The organism is Gottfriedia luciferensis (assembly GCF_002156865.1).
GTDB lineage: Bacteria > Bacillota > Bacilli > Bacillales > Bacillaceae_G > Gottfriedia > Gottfriedia luciferensis.
In genome coordinates this window covers 34735-57811 of sequence record NZ_NCTA01000018.1, presented here as the reverse complement: position 1 = coordinate 57811, position 23077 = coordinate 34735, and the positions used below count along the sequence as shown (strand labels likewise).

The window sequence follows — 23077 nt, the reverse complement described above, 5'->3', positions numbered from 1 at the left end:
CTCAAGTTTCCCAGTTTCCAATGACCCTCCCCGGTTGAGCCGGGGGCTTTCACATCAGACTTAAGAAACCGCCTGCGCGCGCTTTACGCCCAATAATTCCGGACAACGCTTGCCACCTACGTATTACCGCGGCTGCTGGCACGTAGTTAGCCGTGGCTTTCTGGTTAGGTACCGTCAAGGTGCCAGCTTATTCAACTAGCACTTGTTCTTCCCTAACAACAGAGCTTTACGACCCGAAGGCCTTCATCGCTCACGCGGCGTTGCTCCGTCAGACTTTCGTCCATTGCGGAAGATTCCCTACTGCTGCCTCCCGTAGGAGTCTGGGCCGTGTCTCAGTCCCAGTGTGGCCGATCACCCTCTCAGGTCGGCTACGCATCGTCGCCTTGGTGAGCCGTTACCTCACCAACTAGCTAATGCGCCGCGGGCCCATCTATAAGTGATAGCCGAAGCCATCTTTCAATAAAGGAACAGGAGTTCCTTTATGTCATCCGGTATTAGCTCCGGTTTCCCGAAGTTATCCCAGTCTTATAGGTAGGTTGCCCACGTGTTACTCACCCGTCCGCCGCTAACTAATTGGAGCAAGCTCCAATTAGTCCGCTCGACTTGCATGTATTAGGCACGCCGCCAGCGTTCGTCCTGAGCCAGGATCAAACTCTCCATAAAAGTTAAGTTTAAATCTTGTATTGCTCAAAAAACTAATAATTGACGTTTACTTCATGTTTTGTTTAGTTTTCAAAGTTCATAATGGAGCGGGTGATGGGAATCGAACCCACGACCGAAGCTTGGAAGGCTTCTATTTTACCATTAAACTACACCCGCGAAGATGGTCGGGAAGACAGGATTTGAACCTGCGACCCCCTGGTCCCAAACCAGGTGCTCTACCAAGCTGAGCCACTTCCCGTAATATGGCGCGCCCGAAAGGACTCGAACCCATAACCTTTTGATCCGTAGTCAAACGCTCTATCCAATTGAGCTACGGGCGCATATTGTAAAGTGTGTCGTCTTCGTTAGCGACTTTTATAGTTTATAACATCTTTCGTTCGAAGTCAACATATTTTTAAAAGTTTTTTTCTTTCAAAAGCTTACTACGATAAGCTTTTATTTGACTTCGTTAAGTTCTAACGTGACTAGAACTATATTAAAGTAATGTACACTAAATGTCAACATTATTTCAATAAAAAGTTTACGATTTATTTACTAATGTTTGATTACATATAAATTTTGATCGATTAGTTTCAATTTAGACTAGTTGAATACTGTTAATTGGCGCAAAAGAATACTAGGAATAGAGCGTAAAGCCTACTACTGCCAAGACCTTCTCCGTCCACTACATTTACTAACCCTCTTTCTATTTATACTATTATATAGAATAAGTTCTTTAAAAAGTTTATGTCCTTTTTCCATATAAATAGGATTTATTATATTGTCATATTAAAAAGTGCAACTGTATAGTTTGGCTTATTTAAAAAATGATATTATTAAAGCTCATATAAAAATTATTTAAGAAACCCAAATTTAGGAAGTGTTTATAAATGGATATTAATATACTGACGATTCTTCTTATCGTTAATATTCTCTTAGCTGGAGTATTAGTATTTATCGAAAAAAGAGATGTCGTGGCCACATGGGCATGGCTAATGATTTTACTTTTTATACCGATAGTAGGATTTTTAATCTATCTATTTTTAGGTAGACAGTTAAAACAAAAAAATTTCTATCACCTATCAAGCAAAGAAAGAAGTTATCTTCAATTAGCAGTTACTGAACAAGCTAATCAAATAAATCATGATAATAACTTCCGCCAAGATGATTTATTATCAAGACATTCCCATTTAATTATGATGAATTTAAAATCTGCTAATGCACTATTAACAACAGATAATGAGATTCAAACATTCAGTGATGGGCATAAAAAATTTAATTCGCTTTTTCAAGATATCAAGTTGGCAAAAAAAGAGATAAATATTCAATATTATATAATCCAGCGTGATTCATTAGGGATAAAACTTAGGGATGAGCTAACTAAGAAAGCCAAAGAAGGCGTAAAAGTACGAGTTCTCTACGATGACATCGGCTCCAAAAGAATAACCCCTTCTTTTTTTAAAGAGCTTGTAAATCACGGTGGCGAAATAGAAGCGTTCTTCCCTTCGTTTCTACGACTTATCAATTTCCGATTGAATAATAGAAATCATAGAAAACTATGCATTATCGATGGGGAAATCGCATACATTGGTGGTTTTAATGTAGGTAATGAATATCTTGGAATAGATAAGAAATTTGGATACTGGCGTGATACGCATTTTCGTATTAAGGGTGAAGCAGTTAATCAAATCCAAGGTAGATTTATTTTAGATTGGCAGCAAGCTACAAATCAACATGTACATAGTATGGAGGACTTCTCTTTTAATACCGGTAAAGTCAATGGACATATCCCTATACAAATTGTTGCGAGCGGACCGAATTCAGAAACAGAACACTTAAAAAATATGTATGTGAAATTGATTATGTCCGCCAAAAAAAGTGTTTATATTCAAACCCCATATTTTATTCCTGATGCAAGCTTTATGGATGCGTGTAAAATTGCTATATTATCCGGTATTGATGTAAGAATTATGCTGCCAAGTAAACCTGATCACCCATTCGTGTATTGGGCATCATTGTCATATGCAGGCGAACTACTAAGCTATGGTGCAAAAATTTTACTTTATGAAAATGGTTTTTTACATGCTAAAACAATCGTTATCGACCAAGAAGTTGCTTCAGTAGGAACTACTAACATTGATACACGTAGTTTTAAATTGAATTTTGAAATAAACGCCATCGTCTATTCAAAAAAAGAGGCAACTGAATTACAAAATCTGTTTATACTTGATAGTGACCTTTGCAGTGAGCTTACATTTGAAAAATATCAAGAGCGATCAGTCATCATTAAATTAAAAGAAGCTATATCCCGACTTTTATCTCCAATATTATAAATTTCGTAAAACATTACACTTAGTAATTTTTCATTTGATAATTTTTAAATTGAATGATGATTTGTTCTATAGAATAATTGAAGAGTTGACAGTTATTAAATAAACTAATAAGAAGGTGAACGATGAAAAATAGTAATAGGTTGTTAGTATGTTTTTTAACTTTTTCATTTATATTAATCAGCTTTCTTATAAATTCAAACTCTACATATGCAGCAAATACTATTTATACAGTAAATGCTAGTACAACAGATAAATCAATCGGTTCTGTAGTTAAGGGACAAACTCTAACAGTTATTAGCAAACAGTCTGATGGATGGTACAAAATACAATTTAAAAACTCGACTGGATTTATAAGCAGTAAATATGTGGTTTCAGAATTCACAAACGTTAAGTCATTAGATAAAAGTATAATTGTCGATTTACGATACAATACAACAAATAACTTTACCGGTAAACGCATCTATCATTTCAGCCAAGCTATACTTAGGACAAGTACAGCAAAAAAGTTAGCTAAAGCAAACTCAATCCTTAAAAAACAAGGATATACAATTAAAATATGGGATGCTTACCGTCCTTTATCTGCTCAACAAACACTTTGGAACGCATATCCTAATTCAGATTACGTAGCAAAGCCTGATACTAAAAATATACGGGGACATCAATTAGGTGCAACAATTGATATGACAATTTGTACATTAGACGGCAAAGAAGTACAGATGCAATCTAAATTCGATGACTTTTCTTCAAGGGCATCTAGAAGCTATAAACGAAACAGTGTACAAGAAAAAAATTATCAAATGATGGACAAAGCGATGAGACAAGCAGGTTTTGTAGGTTATTCTAAAGAATGGTGGCATTATTCGGATACTAATCAAAATTTCAAACCGATTCAAGTAAATCCAGCTAATTATTAATGTTTAACTCACTTTTTAAAAAATTAAAAGTGAGTTTTTTATTTCGTAGTTTTTACCTTACGATGTAAAAACAAAAAAGAACGTTACATGTCATGTAACGTTCATATAATTTCATATTCAAATTTTTAGATGCGGCCGAGAGGACTTGAACCTCCACGGAGAAACCTCCACTAGGCCCTCAACCTAGCGCGTCTGCCATTCCGCCACGACCGCGAATAAACAAAAGTGAGCCATGAAGGATTCGAACCTTCGACCCTCTGATTAAAAGTCAGATGCTCTACCTACTGAGCTAATGGCTCATAATATAAAGATATTACAAGTATAACTAAAAAACTTGCTGTTTACACGATCGCATTTAAGATAAAAGAAAAACCCAATTAAAATGGCTGGGCTACCTGGATTCGAACCAGGGCATGACGGAATCAAAATCCGTTGCCTTACCGCTTGGCTATAGCCCATTGATCTAACATCATGAAATAACTTCTTCGAATATACTTCATGAACCCGCTCCGCAGGATTTTTTTATGTTGATTGCTCCCACATCTCGAATTAACTCCTCAAGATCAAAACAACCCACATTTAAAACTAAATATTTCTATCAAAACTAAATGGCTGGGCTACCTGGATTCGAACCAGGGCATGACGGAATCAAAATCCGTTGCCTTACCGCTTGGCTATAGCCCAATGAAGTTGCTGCGAGAATTACTCCAACGAATAAGCTACTTGGAATTGCACCGCACGATTTTTTTATGTTGTATTGCTCCTACTTCTCGAATTAACTTTTCAAGATAAACAATCCAACATCATACTGCACTACTATTTTCCTCCAAATAAAGAAAAAAATACTACAATTTGTAGTAAATAGTGGCGGTCCCGACCGGGATCGAACCGGCGATCTCCTGCGTGACAGGCAGGCATGTTAACCGCTACACCACGGGACCGTATAAAATGAATGGTGGAGGATGACGGGCTCGAACCGCCGACCCCCTGCTTGTAAGGCAGGTGCTCTCCCAGCTGAGCTAATCCTCCGTAATATAAAATGGTGACCCGTACGGGACTCGAACCCGTGTTACCGCCGTGAAAGGGCGGTGTCTTAACCGCTTGACCAACGGGCCTTATGTATGGCAGAGAAGAAGGGATTCGAACCCTCGCACCGCGTTAACGATCTACACCCTTAGCAGGGGCGCCCCTTGAGCCACTTGGGTACTTCTCTATAAAAATGGCTCCGCAGGTAGGGTTCGAACCTACGACCACTCGGTTAACAGCCGAGTGCTCTACCACTGAGCTACTGCGGAAAAATACAAAATTTATTCATCACATATAGTAATGTGGTGACAAGTAATAATATAAACTATACAGATATTACCTGTCAATACTATTTATAATTGTTTTAACGGGCTTTTACATATTCCACATACAAACCGTTTTATATCTACTTTCCTTTTTCTTAAAAAAGTTTGTCCACACCCCGAACATTGATATTTGTATTTATATGACACGGTCCTTTTTTTTATTGAAGTTAATGGTTTACAGTATCTCGGTGCACCTACTTTTTTTAATAAATCTTTAAAATCTTTATCCTCGTGTTTATAACCTTTCTTCATGAGATGAAGATGATAATGGCATAATTCGTGTAAAATTATCCCTTTTAGTTCGTCAATCCCATGCTCTTGATAGTACAGCTTGTTTAATTCAATATTACTTGTTTTTAGTAAATATCTTCCACCAGTGGTTCTCAATCTAGTATTAAAGGAGGCTTGATGGAGGAATGGTCGCCCGAAATATTTAATTGATAATTCTTCAACTAACTTTTGTATTTGTTCATTTTCCATCCTTACATCGTCCTTCTAATTTTCTTTTTATCATCTATATTCTAGTTAAACCACTCACAAATCCTTGGGTATGCGCATACATTAAACATACAAATGAGAATTTCAAAAGATCTTATTAGTACGATTTATACTAAATGGGCTGCTCTTAGTAAATCTCTCTACAATGGCGTAATTTTTGCTATTTAAAATGAACTTTACAGTTATCCTTTTTATACAGTGTATCGGAAGGTTACCCCTCACTCATTTATATTTCATCGCCCATCTCATATAAAAAGATGGGCGAAGATTTTTAAGCTGGAGGTTTTCATTATGGTAATGCCTAGTTGGCTTAAATCACAAATTCAAAAAGCATTTTATGAAAAAAATCGTTATCAAATAAAATTATTAAATCAATGCTGGTTTTATTATCAAAAAATTAAGCTTTAACGATTTCTTTTGACTCGATTGGTAACATTGATAAACCAACTCTTTGTTTCTTTTGATCTACTTCAGCTATCCAGACCTTGACTACTTGACCAACTGATACGACATCTAATGGATGTTTAATAAATTTGTTACTCATTCGAGAGATATGAACAAGTCCATCATTCTTTAATCCTATATCAACAAAAGCACCAAAATCGACTACATTCCTAACCGTTCCTTCGAGCTCCATTCCAATTTTTAGGTCTTCAATTTGAAGAACGTCTTGGCGAAGGATTGGTGCCGCTAATTCATCTCGAAGATCTCTTTCAGGCTGCATTAAAGAACTTAGAATATCTTTTAATGTAATTTCACCAATATCTAGTTGATTAGAAACTTCTTCTAAATTTAATGTTTTCAACTTATCTTTTAATTCATTTGACCCTATATGATTCGTTGAGAAATTTAATTGCTTTAATAATTTTTTAACTTGCACGTAACTCTCTGGATGGATGCTAGTTCGATCTAAAGGTTCGTCCCCTTCAAGAACACGTAAAAAACCAATACATTGTTCATATGTCTTTGCACCTAACCTCGGAATTGTTTTTAGTTCTTTACGGTTTGTTATTTTACCTTTTTCATCGCGATAATTAACAATGTTTTTTGCCACGGTTTTGGACAACCCTGAAACGTATTGTAATAGTGAGACCGATGCTGTATTTACATTAACACCAACTTGGTTTACAGAAGTTTCAACAACAAATGTTAGTGAGTCATTTAAGCTTTTTTGGGAAACATCATGTTGGTATAACCCTACACCTACAGACTTAGGATCAATTTTTACTAATTCTGCTAAAGGGTCTTGTAATCGTCTTGCAATTGAAACTGCGCTTCTCTCTTCCACTTGAAAATCAGGAAACTCTTCTCTTGCTAGCTCAGAAGCTGAATAAACACTCGCCCCTGCTTCATTTACGATTACATAATAAATGTTATTTTTCATTTCCTTCAATATTTCAGATATAAACAGCTCTGTTTCTCTTGATGCTGTTCCATTTCCTATGGCAATCATTTCGATTTGATACGTTACAAGAATATCTTTAATCTTCGAAACTGCTTGTGCCCGTTTGTTTCTTTGAACTTCTTCTCTTTCCCCTTTGAAAGGGTGCGGATAGATTATATCAATTTTAAGGACTTTACCAGTTTCATCTACTACTGCTAATTTACAGCCTGTACGGAACGCAGGATCAACCCCAAGTACAATCTTTCCTTTTAAAGGTGGCTGTAGTAATAATGACCTCAAATTCTCAGAGAATATATTGATAGCATGAGAATCTGCCTTTTCAGATAATTCTTTACGAATTTCTCTTTCGATTGAAGGTTGAATTAAACGTTTATACGCATCTTCCACAACTTCAATTAATATTGGACGGACAAACGTATCCTTTGTAATTACTTTTCTTTCTAAATAAGAAATAATTTCATCAAAAGGTGCTTGAACAGAAACTTTAAGAATGTCTTCTTTTTCTGCACGATTCATTGCTAGTATTCGATGAGGAACGATCTTGAAAATTGGTTCAGAGTACTCATAGTACATTTCATATACTTTTTTCTCGTCTTTTTCGGAATCTTTAACTGTTCCTTCAATTGTTCCTTTTTTAAATGTCACTTCACGAATCCATTTTCTATAGGTAGCTTCGTCAGCAATCCATTCTGCAATAATATCTTTTCCACCTTGTATAACTTCATCTACTGTGTTCACTTCTAAATCTTCATTTATGTATTTTAATGCTTCGTCTGCAAGTGAACCTTCTGTAGGCATTTTAAATACCCATTCTGCAAAAGGCTCTAAACCTTTATCTTTTGCGACTGTAGCTCTAGTTCTTCTTTTTTCTTTATAAGGTCTATATAAATCTTCAACTTCTTGTAACTTTGTTGCGACAGTTATATTTTTACGTAATTCCTCGGTTAATTTTCCTTTTTCTTCTATTAAACGAATTACTTCTTCTTTTCTTGTTTGTAGATTTACTGCATACTCGTATTTTTCTAAAATGGAATGAATTTGTACTTCATCAAGAGAACCTGTTTTTTCTTTTCGATAACGGGCTATAAAAGGAATCGTATTCCCCTCTTCTTTTAATTCAATTACAGTAGCGACTTGTTGTGGAGTAATCGATAAATCAGATGCAATTTTATTTATTAGTTGTTTTGACATAATCGTAAAGCCTCCAATTTCTGACAATTTTAAAGGACCTAAAATAACCCTTTCATGATGAAAGGGTTACAAAACAATATTATTTATAAGTTATGTAGTTAAAGCTGCTAAAAAGCAACTTTAAAAGTCAACAAGTCCTAAACTGATTTGCAACGCTTCATCAACCTGATCCATCATCTCATCATCAAGATGAGTTATCTTATCGGTTAACCGCTGTTTGTCAATCGTTCGAATTTGTTCGAGTAGTATAACCGAATCACGTTCAAATCCATATTTTTTAGCATCTATTTCAACATGTGTTGGAAGCTTTGCTTTTTGGATTTGTGCTGTAATCGCAGCGACTATAACGGTAGGACTAAAACGGTTACCGATATCATTTTGTATTATGAGAACCGGACGAACTCCACCTTGTTCTGAGCCAACTACAGGGGAAAGGTCTGCAAAATATACGTCGCCACGTTTTACTATCAAGTGATTACCCCCCGCTAACTAAGCGCTCCACTTTAGAATCCGCTTCAGACTCAGCATAGAATGACTCAGAAGATATTAATAAGTTGATTTTAGCCATTTCCATGTATCCACGTCGCATTTGTTCACGACTTTGGCGTCTTTTACGATCTTTTAAAAACATCTTAGTCGCTTGATAAATATACTCATTTCGATTACCGTTTTCTTGCTTTACTAATCCATCTAGTTCGCTTACTACGTGTTTTGGTAAACGTACTGTTATTTCAGTTGTCGCATTTAGTTCGGACAAGTTTCAGCACCTCCAGAATCAACTATTACCCATATATCTCCCTATGCTACATCATACCATTATTTTCAGGGATTGGAAAGACACATATCTCCGTTTATCTTATCCAAATAACAGTGTTTCATACTTTAATGCATCAATTATCAATTGAATCCGATACTAGATAATTACTTATCGACTTGATATTTCCATCTTTTTTATATACTCTTGGAACCCTGTTATTTATAAGACAAGTTACTTCATAATTAATTGTATTCATGTGCATTGCAACATCTTCAGCAGTTACAGCTGCACTGTTACTTTCACCGATTAAAGTCACTTTTGTACCAATTGGATAGTGTTTAGTCAATTTGATCATACACTGGTCCATACAAACTCTACCTACAATTTCTGCTTTTTCACCTTCTACTAACACTGAAAAACCTTGCATATCTCTAAGCCATCCATCAGCATAGCCAACAGGTAATGTAGCAATCCATTCTAAATCTGAAGTAAAATAAGTTGCTCCATAACTAATACCACTATTAGCAGGTACTTGCTTTACATGAGAGATTTTTGTATGAAACGAAAGTGCTGGTTTTAACGAGAAAGGAAGCAATGATTTAATTTCTAATGATGGAGTTAAGCCATACATGATAATTCCTACACGTACAGTATTAAATAAATTAGTCTCTAATGCTGCAGCTGCACTATTCGCACAATGGATTAACGCAGGAGAGAATCCGCTACTTTTAACCCATTCAATACATTCATAAAATTTGTCTACTTGTTGTTTAAAGTAAGTTCGATCTAGTTCATCAGCAGTTGCGAAATGCGTGAATAAACCTTCTAATTTAATCGATGGATTGTTTTGTAAAATCGTTGCAGCTCGATCCCACTCAGATTTTGTCTTAAGACCTAATCTACCCATCCCAGTATCAAATTTCATATGAACTAATACATCATCTGTTTGTTTAAGATTTTGTGAAATCCCTTCTAACCAATCAACATTATATGCTGATAAAGTTAATTTATGCTTAATTGCTACGTTAATATCTTCTGGACGAGTAGCTCCTAATACTAAGATTGGCGCTTCTATTCCAGCTTTACGCAGAAAAATCCCTTCATCAATAAATGCAACTAATAATCTTGTTGCGCCCGACAATAATGCTTGTTTCGCAATTTCAACGTAACCATGTCCATAGGCATTTGCTTTTAAAGCTACATAAATTTCTTGATGATTAGGGTAAAGCGATACGATATTTTTAATATTTGCTTCAATAGCATCTAGATCTACTTCAACCCACGTGTCGCGGTAAAAAGATGTTTTTGTCATGATTTACACTTCCTTATCGAATTACCCATTACTCTTTTTTATATGTGTAAAATTATTTGCTTATTTACTAGAATTGTCAACCATTTACTTTCTCACTCATATTTTATTTGAAATTTAAAAAGGCGTGATATAACTTATCACGCCTTTTTTAGTTTACAAAGTATATTATTTTGTGCCTGTATCTCCGACCGATTGCGCTACTTGAATTAACTCACTTTGAGTTAAACTCTTTGAAACAATTGTAAAATCTGTTCCACCATATGACCAAGTGATCATTTTATCAGATAAAGCTCCTACAGTTTTACCTAAATCGACTGGCTCACCGCTGATTTCCATCGTTGTACCAGATTCCGAAATCTTTGCTTTTTCTTCAATTAAAGTAAACGATTTTTTAGCACCTTTATATGAAAGGATGACTTGAACACCATTATCAGTTTTCACTTCTTGCTGATCCTCTAATGTTACACCTTTCATCAAATAATTAGGATATAGTGTAACTAATAAATCAGACTCATTATTGTTTGTAGAAGTAGGAACACTTAATCGAGCGCTTGTCATATTTTTCTTAACATCAAATGCATCATTATCAAATTTAGCATTGTATTGAACTTTATCAAATTTAACGTTTAATACTACGTTTTTATCCGTGTCTAATAATTTGACTGATTGAGGTGTTAATCCTTTTTTATTAAACGTAATTTCCTGCGTTGGCAACAATTGTCTATTCGTATAATTTGTTTTCGTTTCAAAAACATACCCTAGTTTAGTGGATTTAAAAGTTGCATTCTTATCTTGTACAAGGTCATTCACTAAAGATTCCGGTAAATATGGCTGGCTGCTATTTGATGGCCAGTCACTTTGGAAGCGATAGCTTTTATTTAACGCTGGTGTAAGAACAAATACACCTTCCTTGTTTCTTAAAATGATTTGATTTTGATCACTCTTAGCATTTTTTAATTGTACGCGGTAATAAGAAGGCTTCTTGTGCCAAATGACTACTTCATACTTTTGTGGATCATTTCCGTTATTAATGGTCAAAGTTGCATCTGCCTTATAACCATTCATCTTTTCCATCTGATTGCTAAGAGAACCTACTACATCATCCCTCGATTTCTTTCCACATGCAGCCAATGATAAAACTAACATAATGGCCATAAGCATAGCTACAAGCTTTTTCTTCATTTCCCCAGCTCCTTTGTTCCTCTTAAATTGTAAAAAGAGAATCTTATGCAAAGGCAATTGAATAAATTTGCGCGAGTAGCTTAGATGTTTAACCTAGATTTATTCATGCACGTTGCAACTCTGCTTCTCATATCCTCATAGAACTATATGAGGTCAAGCTCTAAAATATGCAGACTAGCATGACAAGCTAATTTAAAAATATCAAAAAAAATACAGCCACTCTTAAGTGAGCGACTGCTTAGAAAGATTATAATTGCTGTAAAACAACCTGCGCTGCGGCATAATGTTCTGTATGAGTAATAGACAAAAATGGTACGTATGGTAAATTAACAGTTAAGACCGGTTTTCCTTTTTCATCATTCAAAATTTCAATATCATGAAATCCTAGTTCTTTACCAATCCCAGTTCCAAATGCTTTTGAACAAGCTTCTTTTGCTGCAAATCTTCCAGCCAAAAATTCAAGCTTTCTTCGTTCTGATAAATTTATATAAATCTCATTCTCTGCTTCGGTAAGTATCCTCTTAGCAAAACGGGGTTGTGACGCAATAATTTCTTTCAGTCGTTCCATTTCTACTAAATCTAGTCCAATACCTACAATCATATTCCTCACCCCTTCTATCAAGCACTATCGTTTGAAATAGAAGCTTGCCTCATTAATTATCTCAATAGACGGATGATTTTTAATATCCTCCATTAACTGAAATAATGCATTATCTTTTTGTTTTGCTTCAATCATACAATCAATTTGATTAACTGAGCCATAAATTTCGTTTAAAAAAGTAATAAACATTTTCGAATCTACAAAATCAGCGTGAGCTCGTATATCTTTTTCATCTCTAGGACTAGAAATATGCATTTTTATAGGCAGACTAGAAGTTTTCCACGTATCTACAGCGCGACCCCAATTTTTAACCCAGTCTTCACTACTATGATTAACCAGATGGTGATGATAATCAAATACAACTGGTACACCTAATTTCTCACTTGCAAATAATGTTTCATCAAATGTAAAAGTTGTATCATCATTTTCAAACATTAACATTTTTTGAATCGAGGCAGGAATCACACTGAAATTTTCGATTAATTGTTCCAGCGATCGCTCTTTATCATCATACCCTCCACCAATATGTAATACACAGCGGTGTTCCGGCTTTATTTTCATCGCCTTTAATAACTGATAATGCATTTTTAAAGTCTTAATTGATGATTTCAATAGTTCTTCGTCTTGTGAATTTAATATAACAAAATGATCAGGATGAAAATCAATTCTCATATTATTTAAGCGTGCAAAATCTCCTAAAAGAAGCAAACTCTCTTTTATTGGGTTCATATAATTCCAATCTGCTACTTCTTCATGATTCGCTAAGGGGATTAACTTACTACTTAACCGAAAAAACTCTATATTATGAGCCTTATTATGTTTTAATAGCCTTAAACAGTTATTAATATTCGTATTAGCTATTTGCTCTAATTTCCGAATAGCTGCTTCTTTATCTTTTTGTTTCAAAAACTGTGCAACAGTCATCGTTTTTGAAGGCGAGGCATTTTGTAAATTCATACTCATTGCGACATATCCAAGTCTTACAAGCATTTTTATTCCAACTCTCATGTGTTTTTAATTAGTGTATGGAATCTGCCCAAATTCACACATTACGAGAGAATTAAATTATAAACAAAAAGGTACATGGATTTTACCATGTACCTTAACTAGTTCTTATTTATTGCTGTCTTGTGGTTTGCGTTGTCCGCCACGGTTATTATCACGAGGGCCTTCGCTACGTTTGTTACGGAAGCTTCCTCCACGGTTATCACGGTCTCCACGACGTCCATCTCCACGACGATTATCGCTACGACGTCCATCTCCACCGCCACGTCTATTTTCACCACGACGGTATCCGCCGCCACCACCGTTTCCTCCGCGTCCGCCACGGTCACGTTTGACCATTGGTGGCTCATCAGTTAAACGAACTGGTGTTTCATTTGGCTCTTTTGTTAACATTTTTAAAGCTGCAGCTACAACACTTACAGAATCATGCTCTTCAAGTAATTCTTCTGCAATACGTTTGTAGAACGCTAAATTATCACTTTCCATAGTCGAAGTTAATTTTTCTGCAATGATACGTTGCTGACTTTCAATTGCTTCGTCTAATGTAGGTGCAGTCATACGTTCCATACGACGTTTAGTTGTACGTTCGATATTTTTTAATTGATTAAACTCACGAGGAGTAATAAATAACATCGCTATACCTGATTTCCCAGCACGTCCTGTACGTCCAATTCGATGAACATAGCTTTCAGGATCTTGTGGAATATCAAAGTTGTATACATGTGTAACTCCAGAAATATCTAATCCACGAGCTGCTACATCAGTAGCGACTAAAACATCAATTGAACCAGCTTTAAATTTACGAAGTACTTGTTCACGTTTTGCTTGTGATAAATCACCATGAATACCTTCTGCAGCATAACCGCGTAAGTTTAATGCTTCTGATAATTCATCAACACGACGTTTTGTACGACCGAAAATAATTGCTAATTCTGGTGTTTGAATATCTAATAAACGTGTAAGAACGTCAAATTTTTTCTTTTCTTGAACTTCAATAAAATGTTGTTCAATGTTAGGCATTGTAACTTCTTTTGCTTTTACTTTTACAATTTGTGGATTTGTCATGAAAGTTTCTGCAATGCGACGAATTGGATCAGGCATTGTAGCAGAGAAAAGAAGTGTTTGTTTGTTCTCAGGAACTTCTTTTAAAATCGCTTCAATATCCTCAATGAATCCCATGTTTAACATTTCATCAGCTTCATCTAATACAACTGTATTAACATTGTTTAAACGAATTGTACGACGGTTAATATGGTCTTGAATACGACCAGGAGTTCCTACAATAATATGTGGGAATTTTTTTAATGAACGCATTTGGCGGTTAATATCTTGTCCACCGTAGATTGGAAGGATTTTTACACCTTTATTCATACCAATTTTGTGTAATTCTTCACCAACTTGAATCGCTAGTTCACGTGTAGGAGCGATAACAAGTCCTTGAACATTGTTACTGTCTACATCAATTTTTTCTAGTAATGGAATACCGAAAGCGGCTGTTTTACCAGTACCAGTCTGCGCTTGACCAATTACATCATGGCCTTGTTTTGCTAATGGAATAGTCTGCGCTTGAATTGGTGTAGCTTCCTCGAAGCCTAATTTTTCAATCGCAAACAGGATTTTACTACTTAATCCTAATTCTTGAAATGTTGTCAATTTGGTTAATCTCCTTTGTATCTCAATTAGATCTATAATAATTTATATGTTTCGTGACTGTTCATTTGGAAGGTTCGTTTTTAGTGGAAAACAATAGTCCGAAGTATCATGAAAAGGAAACAATATCTACTCATTATACGTACATTCTATCCAAAAAGCAAATGTAGATATATTTTAACAATTTGAATTCCGAATTGAATTTCGAACGAATTATAACGTTGAATTTCCGCTAAACCCCTTAATTCCCAACCTTTTTCTTACCTTTTATTACGAACAGTTTTCATTTGTTAAATTATACAAATAAAGTTTTCAATTTGTATATCTCTTAATTTTTATACGCTAACAAATCGTATTGCATCGGCTTTATTTTAAAATTAATAATTTTTAATTCTTATTTTCAAAAAATTACTGAATCAAAATAAAGCCGTCCAGAGTAAAATTATTTTTTCAATTCCAATAAAGCATTTACAACTTCTTCTAATTTCATTCCTCGAGAAGCTTTTACTAATACTAAATCATTTGGTTCCACTTGTTGTTTTAAGTCTTCAATCAGCTTGTTTTTATCATCAAAACTTTTTACTTTCGATGAATCCATTTTTTCAAATGCTGAAGTCGCTGCAAATTTACTTAATGGACCAAAAGTGTATAAGTAATCAAAATGAAGATTTACAACTTCTTCTCCAATTTCTTCATGAAAAGCAATTTCTTGATCTCCTAGTTCTAGCATGTCACCGAATACTACAAATTTCCGTTTATAGCCTGTTAATTCTGAAGCAAATAATAACGCAGCTTTCATAGACGTAACACTAGCATTATAAGCATCATTAATGATTGTTAGTCCATCTTCATTTTTCAATAGCTCCATACGCATTTTTGTCATTTCTAAACGCTGCATTCCGGAACATATTTCTTCCCAAGTTAAAGAAAATTTTCTAGCAACCGCTATAGCTGCTAATGTATTACTAATATTATGTTTTCCTAGTACGCCTAATTTGAAACGAACATTTTGAGCTTTATTTATTTCAAATTCACTACCAGTTTCATTCATCTCAATAAACGTAGGAAATACATCATTTGTTTCGTTAAAGCCAAAAGTTTCAATTGTATAAACTGAGCTTTTATCTTTTGTACCTTCAATTAATAATGGTTCATCGCCATTAATAACTAATAACCCATTTTTTGATAAGCCGCTTGCAATTTCAAGCTTTGCCTTTGCAATTCCAGCTCTAGAGCCTAGTTCTTGCATATGTGACTCACCTATATTTGTAATAATTGCCGCGTCTGGCTCAGCTAATTTTGATAAAAATTCAATTTCTCCAAAATTACTCATACCCATTTCTAATACAGCAACCTCTGTATCCTCTGCCATTGATAATACAGTTAACGGAAGGCCTATATGGTTATTAAAATTCCCTTGAGTTTTATGTACTTTATATTTTGCTGAAAGTATGCTAGTTAAAATATCCTTAGTAGAAGTTTTCCCATTACTCCCTGTAATACCAACTATTTTCCCGTTCCATTCTGTTAAATATGACTTTGAAAGCTTTTGTAAAGCCTCTAATGTATCGTCAACTAAAATAACAGATGCATTAGCTGGAACATTTGAATATTTTCTTGAACACAAGACTGCACTCGCACCATTTTCAAGCGCTTGAGGTAAAAATTGATGTGCATCGAATTTCTCACCGATAATCGGGATGAATAATTTTCCAGTTAATTCTACACGTGAATCAGTTGAAACTCCATTAATCGTTAGATCTTCACCTTTTAATTCACTACCGGGGATCATTTTAACGATTTGAGATAAAGTACGTACGATTGACATTTTCATCAACTCCTCTTTTATCGGATTTTCAATCAGTCTGAATTCAGATTTGAGACTCTATCTACACACTGAAACACCATTCAAACATGAATCGTGTTTCATACTGTTGACAAACGCTCGTTTTTCTCTTTGTTTCGCCTGATTGCGGGCTCATTACTATCTATGGTAACTCCGCTTTTCATCAGACTTTGCGCATCGAAAGACAAGCGTTTCCAATCAGTCTGAATTTCAAATTTTTGGACTTTGTCTACACACTGAAACACTATTCAAACATGAATAGTGTTTTAAATTGTTAAATATTATATTTAATTTGTTGTTTTTGCTCGTAACGCTCAATAGCTAGATCAATTAGTTTTTCAATTAATTTTGGATAAGTTAATCCAGTAGCCTGCCATAATTGAGGATACATACTAAATGGGGTGAAACCTGGCATTGTATTAACTTCATTCATTAATACACCACCATCTTCTGTTACGAAGAAATCCGCGCGAGTTAAGCCTGAACCATCAATCGCTTTAAATGCAACTTCCGCATAATGCTTAATTTTTTCATACGTCTCTGTTTCTACTGGAGCTGGAATAATTAAACCAGTTTCTCCACTTTCATATTTCGCGCTATAATCGTAAAACTCTACTGATGGTTTGATTTCCCCAACAACAGAACACTCAACCTTATCGTTACCTAAAACAGCAATTTCAATTTCACGTCCAACAATATTTTCTTCAATGATTATTTTGCGGTCAAATTGGAATGCTTCATCAAACGATGCGATTAATGCTTCACGGTCCTTAGCTTTTGTAATACCAACACTTGATCCTAAATTTGCAGGTTTAACAAATACAGGATACCCTAATTCTTTCTCTACTTTTTCGTAACAAGACTCAGCACTTGTTTTCCATTCTGATTTCAAGAAATGAACGTATTTAGCTTGAGGAATTCCAGCTTGAGCAAATAAATTCTTCATGATAACTTTATCCATACCAGCAGCTGAAGCTAATACACCGTTACCAACATAAGGGATATTTAATAACTCAAGTAAGCCTTGAACTGTACCATCTTCACCATTTGGTCCATGTAATAATGGGAAAATAACGTCAACTGGTCCAGTTGATTCTTGGTTAGAGGTTGCAGGAATAATTGAAGAAGTAAGTGCAACTGGAGCGATTTCATTCACATGCTGATCTTCATTTGAGAATTTTAATGCAGCAACACTTTCTACTTTCCCTTCGATTTGTTTTCCTTGTAACCATTCACCTTGTTCTGTTATATAAATTGGATACACATCAAATTTTGTGTGATCTAAAGCAGAAATAACGGCAAAGGCTGTTTGTAATGATACTTTGTGTTCAGCAGATTTACCGCCATATAATAAACCTAACTTAATCTTCATGATGTTCCCCCTACAATTTTTTGCTCTCCCTATTGTACCACTTTATACAAAAGTGTATAAGATTTTTATGGGTAGAAACCTATATTTCTTTACAACATATGCATATGCGTTCAATTTGTGATTTCTTTACAATATAAAAAAGTATAGCATCATTGTGCTATACCGTGTTCATTATCTCTTATTGCAACCTTTTCATCAAGCGAGCGGTACATTAATCCTGATATTACTACACCTGTACCTAAAATAATAAATAACCATAAACCTAATTTTAAATCAAATAAAAATCCACCGAGTAACGGACCAAGGAAACCTCCAATTGTCCATTTCATACTACCAACCGCCATATAAGTTGCCCTTAATTCTTCGGGTGCAATATTCGCTACAAATGTCATTTGAACAGGTGACATGACCATCTCACCAAATGTGTAGTAGATAAAAATAATTGCTAAGAAGAGCAATATCAACCACTTACCAAACCCAATTGAAAGTAATATTGGAGGTGCAAAGCCAATTGACAATATACCTAAACCAAATAAAACAGTTCCATAAAACATCGTTTTTCCAATCGAACGATTCGATAAATAACTTGAAATAGGAAATTGGAAAAGAACAACTAATAGTCCATTAATCGACATTAAAAATGGATAAGGATTCCACTCGCCAAAGTGTGAGCTAAATCGTTGTTTAAAATAAAGTGGTAGCATCCCTTCAATTTGGGAAAATCCCATTGAAATGATGACACCTGTTGCGACATAAAAAAGCAGTAATTTGTCTGAAAGTATGATATTCATAACCTTCTTAAACGGAATTTTCGTATCTTCTTTGTTAGAATTTGTATCCTTTCCAGCTGGAAGTGTTTCTTTTAATAATATGAATTGAGCAATACTGTAGAGACCTAATGCCGTTGCAGCAATATAAAACAAACTGTCTTTTGAAAAGAAGACAATCGAACTACCTAATAGTGGACCAATAACCGTTCCAAGATTACTCCCAACTCTTAATAATCCATATGCTTCAGTTCTCTCATCCGGCTCAGTAACATCAGCTACCATCGCAGACGCTGCCGGATTAAAAAACGAATTACTTATACCTAGTAAAATAGATAAAATTAAAAACGCTGTGTAACCTTCTACTAACGAAAACAAAACTAATATGATTGATGTTCCAAGCGTAGAAAAAACCATCATACGCTTTCGTCCATATAAATCAGCTAATCTCCCACCAATCATTGAGCCAAACAATGAAGCGATTGGTGAAATTGACATAATAAATCCTACCTTAAGCATGGAATCTACTTTTCCTTCTAAGTATAATGCAAAGAATGGCATAAGCATCATCATGGCACTACTCGTAATCGTTTCTCCAATTACTCGAATCCATACATTCCGATCCATACCTTTTAATTTTTTAAAAAAGTTCATCTCTAAACGATCCTCCTAGTTCATCTAATCTCCTATTTTTATGTTTATCGGATGAATTAAATTCAATTGAGCCTCTTATACACTCATCAGATAAAATATGTCACACAAAACAAAAGGGTGTTCATTGACTTTTCGTCATTGAACACCCACTCTTTTTAAACTTTTAAACTTGTTCTTTCGTTGAAATCGAAAACATCAATCCCAAAAATGTACCTAATAAAAATAAGGTTGAACAAGAGCCCATCAATACTATGCTCACCGTTAAACTTACGCTCGTATGTACGAAACCGCTTCCAGTGAAATATAGTAAAAAAAGAATAAGACCAATAAAAAAGGCAATACCAGAATATTGTGTATACGTTTCAACGATTTCATAATCAGTTCGCTTCATATGAATAACCTCCTGTATCATATTTTTGTGAATTGCAATACCTTAATTGTGACAACTTTGTGACACTTTTATATTAACACAACCATTTGATAATTGTAAATATTTTCTGAAAATATTTTGAGGAATTTAAAAGAGTTACAGTGTTAAGGTGCTAAGATTTTCAAAAGAGATTAACCCATACTTGCTACTACCAATCGTTCTGATCCCAACAACCATTAATAAACGAGACAATATAAAAAACCGAGATCATTATAAATCTCGGTTAGTGTTTTGATTAAACCTCTATCATCAGAATTACCTTTGACGGAAAAGTTCACTCCACAAGTAATTAAGAAAAGTTTTTCTGAGGTAATCTAAATATTATCTATTAAGAAAGATGCTCTTATAATTTCCGTAGCCTTCTTCGTCCATTTTCTCGTACGGAATGAACTTTAAAGCAGCTGAATTTATACAATAGCGTAAACCTTCAGGCCCTGGACCGTCATCGAAAACATGACCCAAATGAGAATCTGCTTCCGCACTTCTTACTTCAATTCGCATCATTCCATGACTATAATCTTTCTTCTCTTCAATTTCACCTTTAAGGATTGGTTTTGTAAAACTTGGCCATCCACAACCCGAATCAAATTTATCTAAAGAACTAAATAACGGAATTCCTGAAACGATATCAACGTAAATTCCTTTTTCCTTATGATTCCAAAACTCATTTCGGAATGGAGGCTCAGTAGCATCTTCTTGTGTAACAGCATATTGGATTGGAGTCAGTTTTTGTTTTAGCTCTTCTTGACCAGTTTTCCAGTGTTCTTTTATAAACTTTTGACGACCAGATCCTTTAAAATAAAGCTGATATCGAATTGGATGCTTCTTATAGTAATGTTGGTGATATTCTTCTGCTTCATAAAATGGTTTCGCAGATAATATTTCAGTTACAATTGAATTTTTGAATAGACCACTTTTTTCAAGTTTTTCTTTAGACGCTATCGCTTGCTCTTTCTGCGTTTCATTATGATAAAAAATAGCCGTTTTATATGAACTACCTCGATCATTAAATTGACCGCCTGCATCAGTCGGATCAATTTGCTGCCAAAATAAATCTAATAATTTTTCATATGAATATACTTCTGGATCAAATGTAATCTGCACAGCTTCATAATGACCAGTTAAATGCGTACATACTTCTTCATATGTTGGATTTTCTTTTTCTCCACCCGTATAACCAGAAACAACTTTTATAATCCCATCTTCTTGATCGAATGGTTTCACCATACACCAAAAACATCCTCCAGCAAAAGTAGCCAATTCAGTCGCCATTCCTTAATTCCTCCTAATATTTGTCATTAATTAGTATTTACCATAATAAAAGGCCGATATAAATATTTTTGCTTACATATCGATAATTGTTAACTTGAAAGATTTAATATTTGTATGTAAACTTATACGGTAATTAAACAGGAGGCGTTATCATGATTGAAGAATTTAAGAAGTTTGCATTCAAAGGAAATGTACTCGATTTAGCAGTTGGGGTAATTATCGGTGGCGCATTCGGTAAGATCGTATCATCTTTAGTTGGTGATATTATGATGCCAGTTATTGCTCTGATTGTTGGAAAAAATGATTTTTCTGGTTGGGTTTTCCATGATATAAAATATGGTACTTTCATCCAGACTGTGATCGATTTCTTCATTACTGCAATATCGATATTTTTCTTCATCCGACTGATTAATAAAATGTCATTTAAAAAAAAGGCAGTCGAAGAGGCAAAACCAGTTGTTCCTACTAAAGAAGAAGCACTTTTAATTGAAATTCGTGATTTATTAAAAGAACAAGCGAAAAACGAAAAAGGCATAAGTTAAACTTATGCCTTTTTCGTACTCTCCTATAAAATAAAAAACCTCGTACTATACTAAATATAATACGAGGTTAATAAACTATTAGAATTTGCCGTATCCTAAGAAGTGAGATTGAACCCAGCTATTACTTAAGCTGATTACACTAATCCCCTTACTTCCAGCATGAACCATTTTGTTTCCACCGATGTAAATACCCATATGTGATGGACCATTAATATAAGTATTTTCTAAGAATACTAAGTCACCTGGTGATGGAGAGCTGATCTTTGTTGCATTACTCCAATATGTTTTTACATTTCCACGAGAAATGCCATATCCATTATGTGAGTATACATACCAGATAAATCCACTGCAATCAAATCCACTTGGTGAAGTTCCACCAAATACATAAGGAACACCTTGGTATTTTAAAGCGAAATCTACAAGCGAGTTTCCTGTTGCAGTTGAGCCACCGTCATCTGAACCTTGATTAGATCCTGAATTTGAATTCGAATCTGAGTTTGAGCTTGAATTTGAGCTTGAATTTGAACTTGAATTCGAACTTGATCCAGTAGAAGCGCTGTTGTCATTGCTGTCATCATCACTTGATAAGTCTGCTAATTCAAGAGATTGCTGTTCAAGACGTTGTACTCTTTCATCTTCTTTTGCATTTTCTAAATCTTTAACAGCTTGCTTTAAGTTACTCTCTGCAGCTTTTAATGATTTTTGTTTTTCAGCTTGTGATTTTGAAAGTTCATTTTGTTGTACAATTAAGTCTTCTTTTGCTTTTACTAAAGCTTCTTTTTTCTCATCAACAAGTTGTTTTTCTTTTTTAACTTCTGCTTGTTCAGATTGTTGCTCTTTAATAATATTTTGGTCAGCTTCAAACAGTGTTGAAATTGAATTTAAACGATTAAAGAAATCAACAATTCCATCAGAATTAAATAATACATCTGTAACTAAGTTTACTTTTGGTTGTTTTTGCATAGCTACTAGACGATCTTCTAATACTTCGTTACGTTTTTCAATTCTATCTTGTAAGTATGTAATTCTTGCGTTTTTATCTTTTATAAGTTGTTCTGTTTGAGAGATTTCTTCTTTTTTTGCATCAATTTTTTTCTTAGTTGATTGAATCTCTTTATCTATTTTTTTTACTTGGCTACTTAATTCTTTAAATTGTGATTGGAACTTATCTACTTCAGCTTGTTTTTTATCTATTTTGCTATCAGCATAAACTGAAGCATTTGGCGCTAATGATAATACTATTGTACCTGCAATTGCCAGTACTCCTAGTTTTTTTCTTAACATTTCAGCGTTTCTCCTCTCGCTAATCTACCTAGTATTTATACCATAGATTTTCGAAGGGAGTCGCAATT

The 23077-nt window shown here is 34.6% G+C and carries 19 protein-coding genes, 12 tRNA genes and 1 rRNA gene; 4 read left to right on the top strand and 28 right to left on the bottom strand.

Translation table 11 applies throughout. The annotated features are described in order from the left end of the window. The 4 genes from B7R67_RS13685 to B7R67_RS13670 form a co-directional block, all read right to left on the bottom strand. Positions 1 to 663: ribosomal RNA gene (locus B7R67_RS13685) — 16S ribosomal RNA — on the bottom strand; the annotation flags it as partial. 82 nt (positions 664 to 745) lie between these two features. Further along, positions 746 to 819: transfer RNA gene (locus B7R67_RS13680), tRNA-Gly, on the bottom strand. Positions 820 to 824: 5 nt separating this feature from the next. Further along, positions 825 to 901: transfer RNA gene (locus tag B7R67_RS13675), tRNA-Pro, on the bottom strand. A 5-nt stretch (positions 902 to 906) separates the two neighbouring features. Continuing rightward, a tRNA-Arg gene (locus B7R67_RS13670) sits at positions 907 to 983 on the bottom strand. Positions 984 to 1532: 549 nt separating this feature from the next. On the opposite strand from B7R67_RS13670, the gene cls reads away from it, so the two are divergent. Further along, positions 1533 to 2975, top strand: coding sequence for a cardiolipin synthase (cls, locus tag B7R67_RS13665; RefSeq protein WP_088071305.1), 1443 nt, complete (start codon positions 1533 to 1535; stop codon positions 2973 to 2975). A 122-nt stretch (positions 2976 to 3097) separates the two neighbouring features. Further along, positions 3098 to 3889, top strand: a complete 792-nt coding sequence (locus tag B7R67_RS13660) for a M15 family metallopeptidase (protein ID WP_158095109.1) — start codon at positions 3098 to 3100, stop codon at positions 3887 to 3889. A 130-nt stretch (positions 3890 to 4019) separates the two neighbouring features. On the opposite strand, the gene B7R67_RS13655 is transcribed toward B7R67_RS13660, so the two are convergent. The 10 genes from B7R67_RS13655 to B7R67_RS13610 all read right to left on the bottom strand — a co-directional run bounded on the left by B7R67_RS13655 (position 4020) and on the right by B7R67_RS13610 (position 5721). Continuing rightward, positions 4020 to 4102, bottom strand: a tRNA-Leu gene (locus B7R67_RS13655). Positions 4103 to 4115: 13 nt separating this feature from the next. Continuing rightward, positions 4116 to 4188, bottom strand: a tRNA-Lys gene (locus tag B7R67_RS13650). Positions 4189 to 4272: 84 nt separating this feature from the next. After that, a tRNA-Gln gene (locus B7R67_RS13645) sits at positions 4273 to 4347 on the bottom strand. 151 nt (positions 4348 to 4498) lie between these two features. Next, positions 4499 to 4573: transfer RNA gene (locus B7R67_RS13640), tRNA-Gln, on the bottom strand. Between the two features lie 181 nt (positions 4574 to 4754). Beyond that, positions 4755 to 4830: transfer RNA gene (locus B7R67_RS13635), tRNA-Asp, on the bottom strand. 12 nt (positions 4831 to 4842) lie between these two features. Beyond that, a tRNA-Val gene (locus tag B7R67_RS13630) sits at positions 4843 to 4918 on the bottom strand. A gap of 11 nt (positions 4919 to 4929) precedes the next feature. Next, positions 4930 to 5004: transfer RNA gene (locus B7R67_RS13625), tRNA-Glu, on the bottom strand. A gap of 7 nt (positions 5005 to 5011) precedes the next feature. Beyond that, a tRNA-Ser gene (locus B7R67_RS13620) sits at positions 5012 to 5102 on the bottom strand. Between the two features lie 7 nt (positions 5103 to 5109). Next, positions 5110 to 5184: transfer RNA gene (locus tag B7R67_RS13615), tRNA-Asn, on the bottom strand. A gap of 84 nt (positions 5185 to 5268) precedes the next feature. Then, positions 5269 to 5721, bottom strand: coding sequence for a SprT family protein (locus B7R67_RS13610; RefSeq protein ID WP_088071304.1), 453 nt, complete (start codon positions 5719 to 5721; stop codon positions 5269 to 5271). A gap of 315 nt (positions 5722 to 6036) precedes the next feature. Here B7R67_RS13610 and cmpA point away from each other — a divergent pair, with 315 nt between their 5' ends. Beyond that, a complete protein-coding gene (gene cmpA, locus B7R67_RS13605; protein ID WP_088014579.1) occupies positions 6037 to 6147 on the top strand; it encodes a cortex morphogenetic protein CmpA in 111 nt (36 codons plus the stop codon). Here cmpA and B7R67_RS13600 read toward each other — a convergent pair. From B7R67_RS13600 to msrA, 13 genes are all read right to left on the bottom strand, one after another. Beyond that, on the bottom strand, positions 6137 to 8335 hold the full coding sequence (locus B7R67_RS13600) for a Tex family protein (RefSeq protein ID WP_088071302.1): 2199 nt from the start codon (positions 8333 to 8335) through the stop codon (positions 6137 to 6139). The two genes, cmpA and B7R67_RS13600, sit on opposite strands and share 11 nt — an antisense overlap. Positions 8336 to 8455: 120 nt before the next feature. Then, positions 8456 to 8806, bottom strand: coding sequence for a type II toxin-antitoxin system endoribonuclease NdoA (gene ndoA, locus B7R67_RS13595; RefSeq protein WP_056476047.1), 351 nt, complete (start codon positions 8804 to 8806; stop codon positions 8456 to 8458). 4 nt (positions 8807 to 8810) lie between these two features. Further along, entirely contained in the window at positions 8811 to 9092 is a 282-nt protein-coding gene (locus tag B7R67_RS13590; RefSeq protein ID WP_069033898.1) for a CopG family ribbon-helix-helix protein, read from the bottom strand. Between the two features lie 133 nt (positions 9093 to 9225). Next, positions 9226 to 10404 carry an alanine racemase gene (gene alr / locus B7R67_RS13585; RefSeq protein WP_088071300.1) on the bottom strand — a complete coding sequence of 393 codons (1179 nt, stop codon included), beginning with the start codon at positions 10402 to 10404 and terminating at the stop codon, positions 9226 to 9228. 165 nt (positions 10405 to 10569) lie between these two features. Next, positions 10570 to 11586 (bottom strand): LolA family protein, encoded by a 1017-nt coding sequence (locus tag B7R67_RS13580; protein ID WP_088071298.1) that lies wholly within the window; start codon positions 11584 to 11586, stop codon positions 10570 to 10572. A 247-nt stretch (positions 11587 to 11833) separates the two neighbouring features. Then, on the bottom strand, positions 11834 to 12187 hold the full coding sequence (gene acpS, locus B7R67_RS13575; RefSeq protein WP_088071296.1) for a holo-ACP synthase: 354 nt from the start codon (positions 12185 to 12187) through the stop codon (positions 11834 to 11836). A 24-nt stretch (positions 12188 to 12211) separates the two neighbouring features. After that, positions 12212 to 13177, bottom strand: a complete 966-nt coding sequence (gene uvsE / locus B7R67_RS13570) for a UV DNA damage repair endonuclease UvsE (protein ID WP_088071294.1) — start codon at positions 13175 to 13177, stop codon at positions 12212 to 12214. 123 nt (positions 13178 to 13300) lie between these two features. Further along, positions 13301 to 14845, bottom strand: coding sequence for a DEAD/DEAH box helicase (locus tag B7R67_RS13565; protein WP_088071293.1), 1545 nt, complete (start codon positions 14843 to 14845; stop codon positions 13301 to 13303). Positions 14846 to 15284: 439 nt separating this feature from the next. After that, positions 15285 to 16670: a UDP-N-acetylmuramoyl-tripeptide--D-alanyl-D-alanine ligase gene (locus tag B7R67_RS13560; RefSeq protein ID WP_158095108.1), complete on the bottom strand. Its 1386-nt coding sequence runs from the start codon at positions 16668 to 16670 to the stop codon at positions 15285 to 15287. A gap of 292 nt (positions 16671 to 16962) precedes the next feature. Beyond that, positions 16963 to 18063 carry a D-alanine--D-alanine ligase gene (locus tag B7R67_RS13555; RefSeq protein WP_142289560.1) on the bottom strand — a complete coding sequence of 367 codons (1101 nt, stop codon included), beginning with the start codon at positions 18061 to 18063 and terminating at the stop codon, positions 16963 to 16965. Between the two features lie 146 nt (positions 18064 to 18209). Beyond that, positions 18210 to 19481: an MDR family MFS transporter gene (locus B7R67_RS13550; RefSeq protein WP_088071288.1), complete on the bottom strand. Its 1272-nt coding sequence runs from the start codon at positions 19479 to 19481 to the stop codon at positions 18210 to 18212. Between the two features lie 163 nt (positions 19482 to 19644). Next, positions 19645 to 19872 carry a hypothetical protein gene (locus tag B7R67_RS13545; RefSeq protein ID WP_088071285.1) on the bottom strand — a complete coding sequence of 76 codons (228 nt, stop codon included), beginning with the start codon at positions 19870 to 19872 and terminating at the stop codon, positions 19645 to 19647. A 360-nt stretch (positions 19873 to 20232) separates the two neighbouring features. Next, positions 20233 to 21183: a peptide-methionine (S)-S-oxide reductase MsrA gene (msrA, locus tag B7R67_RS13540; protein WP_088071273.1), complete on the bottom strand. Its 951-nt coding sequence runs from the start codon at positions 21181 to 21183 to the stop codon at positions 20233 to 20235. A gap of 152 nt (positions 21184 to 21335) precedes the next feature. On the opposite strand from msrA, the gene mscL reads away from it, so the two are divergent. Beyond that, positions 21336 to 21725 carry a large conductance mechanosensitive channel protein MscL gene (mscL, locus tag B7R67_RS13535; RefSeq protein ID WP_088071271.1) on the top strand — a complete coding sequence of 130 codons (390 nt, stop codon included), beginning with the start codon at positions 21336 to 21338 and terminating at the stop codon, positions 21723 to 21725. A gap of 78 nt (positions 21726 to 21803) precedes the next feature. On the opposite strand, the gene B7R67_RS13530 is transcribed toward mscL, so the two are convergent. Further along, positions 21804 to 23009: a coiled-coil domain-containing protein gene (locus B7R67_RS13530; RefSeq protein WP_088071269.1), complete on the bottom strand. Its 1206-nt coding sequence runs from the start codon at positions 23007 to 23009 to the stop codon at positions 21804 to 21806. Between the last annotated feature and the right edge of the window lie 68 nt (positions 23010 to 23077).

Excerpts from the sequence above, each read along its gene's own strand:
- cls (WP_088071305.1), top strand. The coding sequence starts at position 1,533 with ATGGATATTAATATACTGACGATTCTTCTTATCGTTAATATTCTCTTA.
- B7R67_RS13660 (WP_158095109.1), top strand. The coding sequence starts at position 3,098 with ATGAAAAATAGTAATAGGTTGTTAGTATGTTTTTTAACTTTTTCATTT.
- B7R67_RS13610 (WP_088071304.1), bottom strand. The coding sequence starts at position 5,721 with ATGGAAAATGAACAAATACAAAAGTTAGTTGAAGAATTATCAATTAAA.
- cmpA (WP_088014579.1), top strand. The coding sequence starts at position 6,037 with ATGCCTAGTTGGCTTAAATCACAAATTCAAAAAGCATTTTATGAAAAA.
- B7R67_RS13600 (WP_088071302.1), bottom strand. The coding sequence starts at position 8,335 with ATGTCAAAACAACTAATAAATAAAATTGCATCTGATTTATCGATTACT.
- alr (WP_088071300.1), bottom strand. The coding sequence starts at position 10,404 with ATGACAAAAACATCTTTTTACCGCGACACGTGGGTTGAAGTAGATCTA.
- B7R67_RS13580 (WP_088071298.1), bottom strand. The coding sequence starts at position 11,586 with ATGAAGAAAAAGCTTGTAGCTATGCTTATGGCCATTATGTTAGTTTTA.
- acpS (WP_088071296.1), bottom strand. The coding sequence starts at position 12,187 with ATGATTGTAGGTATTGGACTAGATTTAGTAGAAATGGAACGACTGAAA.
- uvsE (WP_088071294.1), bottom strand. The coding sequence starts at position 13,177 with ATGCTTGTAAGACTTGGATATGTCGCAATGAGTATGAATTTACAAAAT.
- B7R67_RS13560 (WP_158095108.1), bottom strand. The coding sequence starts at position 16,670 with ATGTCAATCGTACGTACTTTATCTCAAATCGTTAAAATGATCCCCGGT.
- B7R67_RS13550 (WP_088071288.1), bottom strand. The coding sequence starts at position 19,481 with ATGAACTTTTTTAAAAAATTAAAAGGTATGGATCGGAATGTATGGATT.
- B7R67_RS13545 (WP_088071285.1), bottom strand. The coding sequence starts at position 19,872 with ATGAAGCGAACTGATTATGAAATCGTTGAAACGTATACACAATATTCT.
- msrA (WP_088071273.1), bottom strand. The coding sequence starts at position 21,183 with ATGGCGACTGAATTGGCTACTTTTGCTGGAGGATGTTTTTGGTGTATG.
- mscL (WP_088071271.1), top strand. The coding sequence starts at position 21,336 with ATGATTGAAGAATTTAAGAAGTTTGCATTCAAAGGAAATGTACTCGAT.
- B7R67_RS13530 (WP_088071269.1), bottom strand. The coding sequence starts at position 23,009 with ATGTTAAGAAAAAAACTAGGAGTACTGGCAATTGCAGGTACAATAGTA.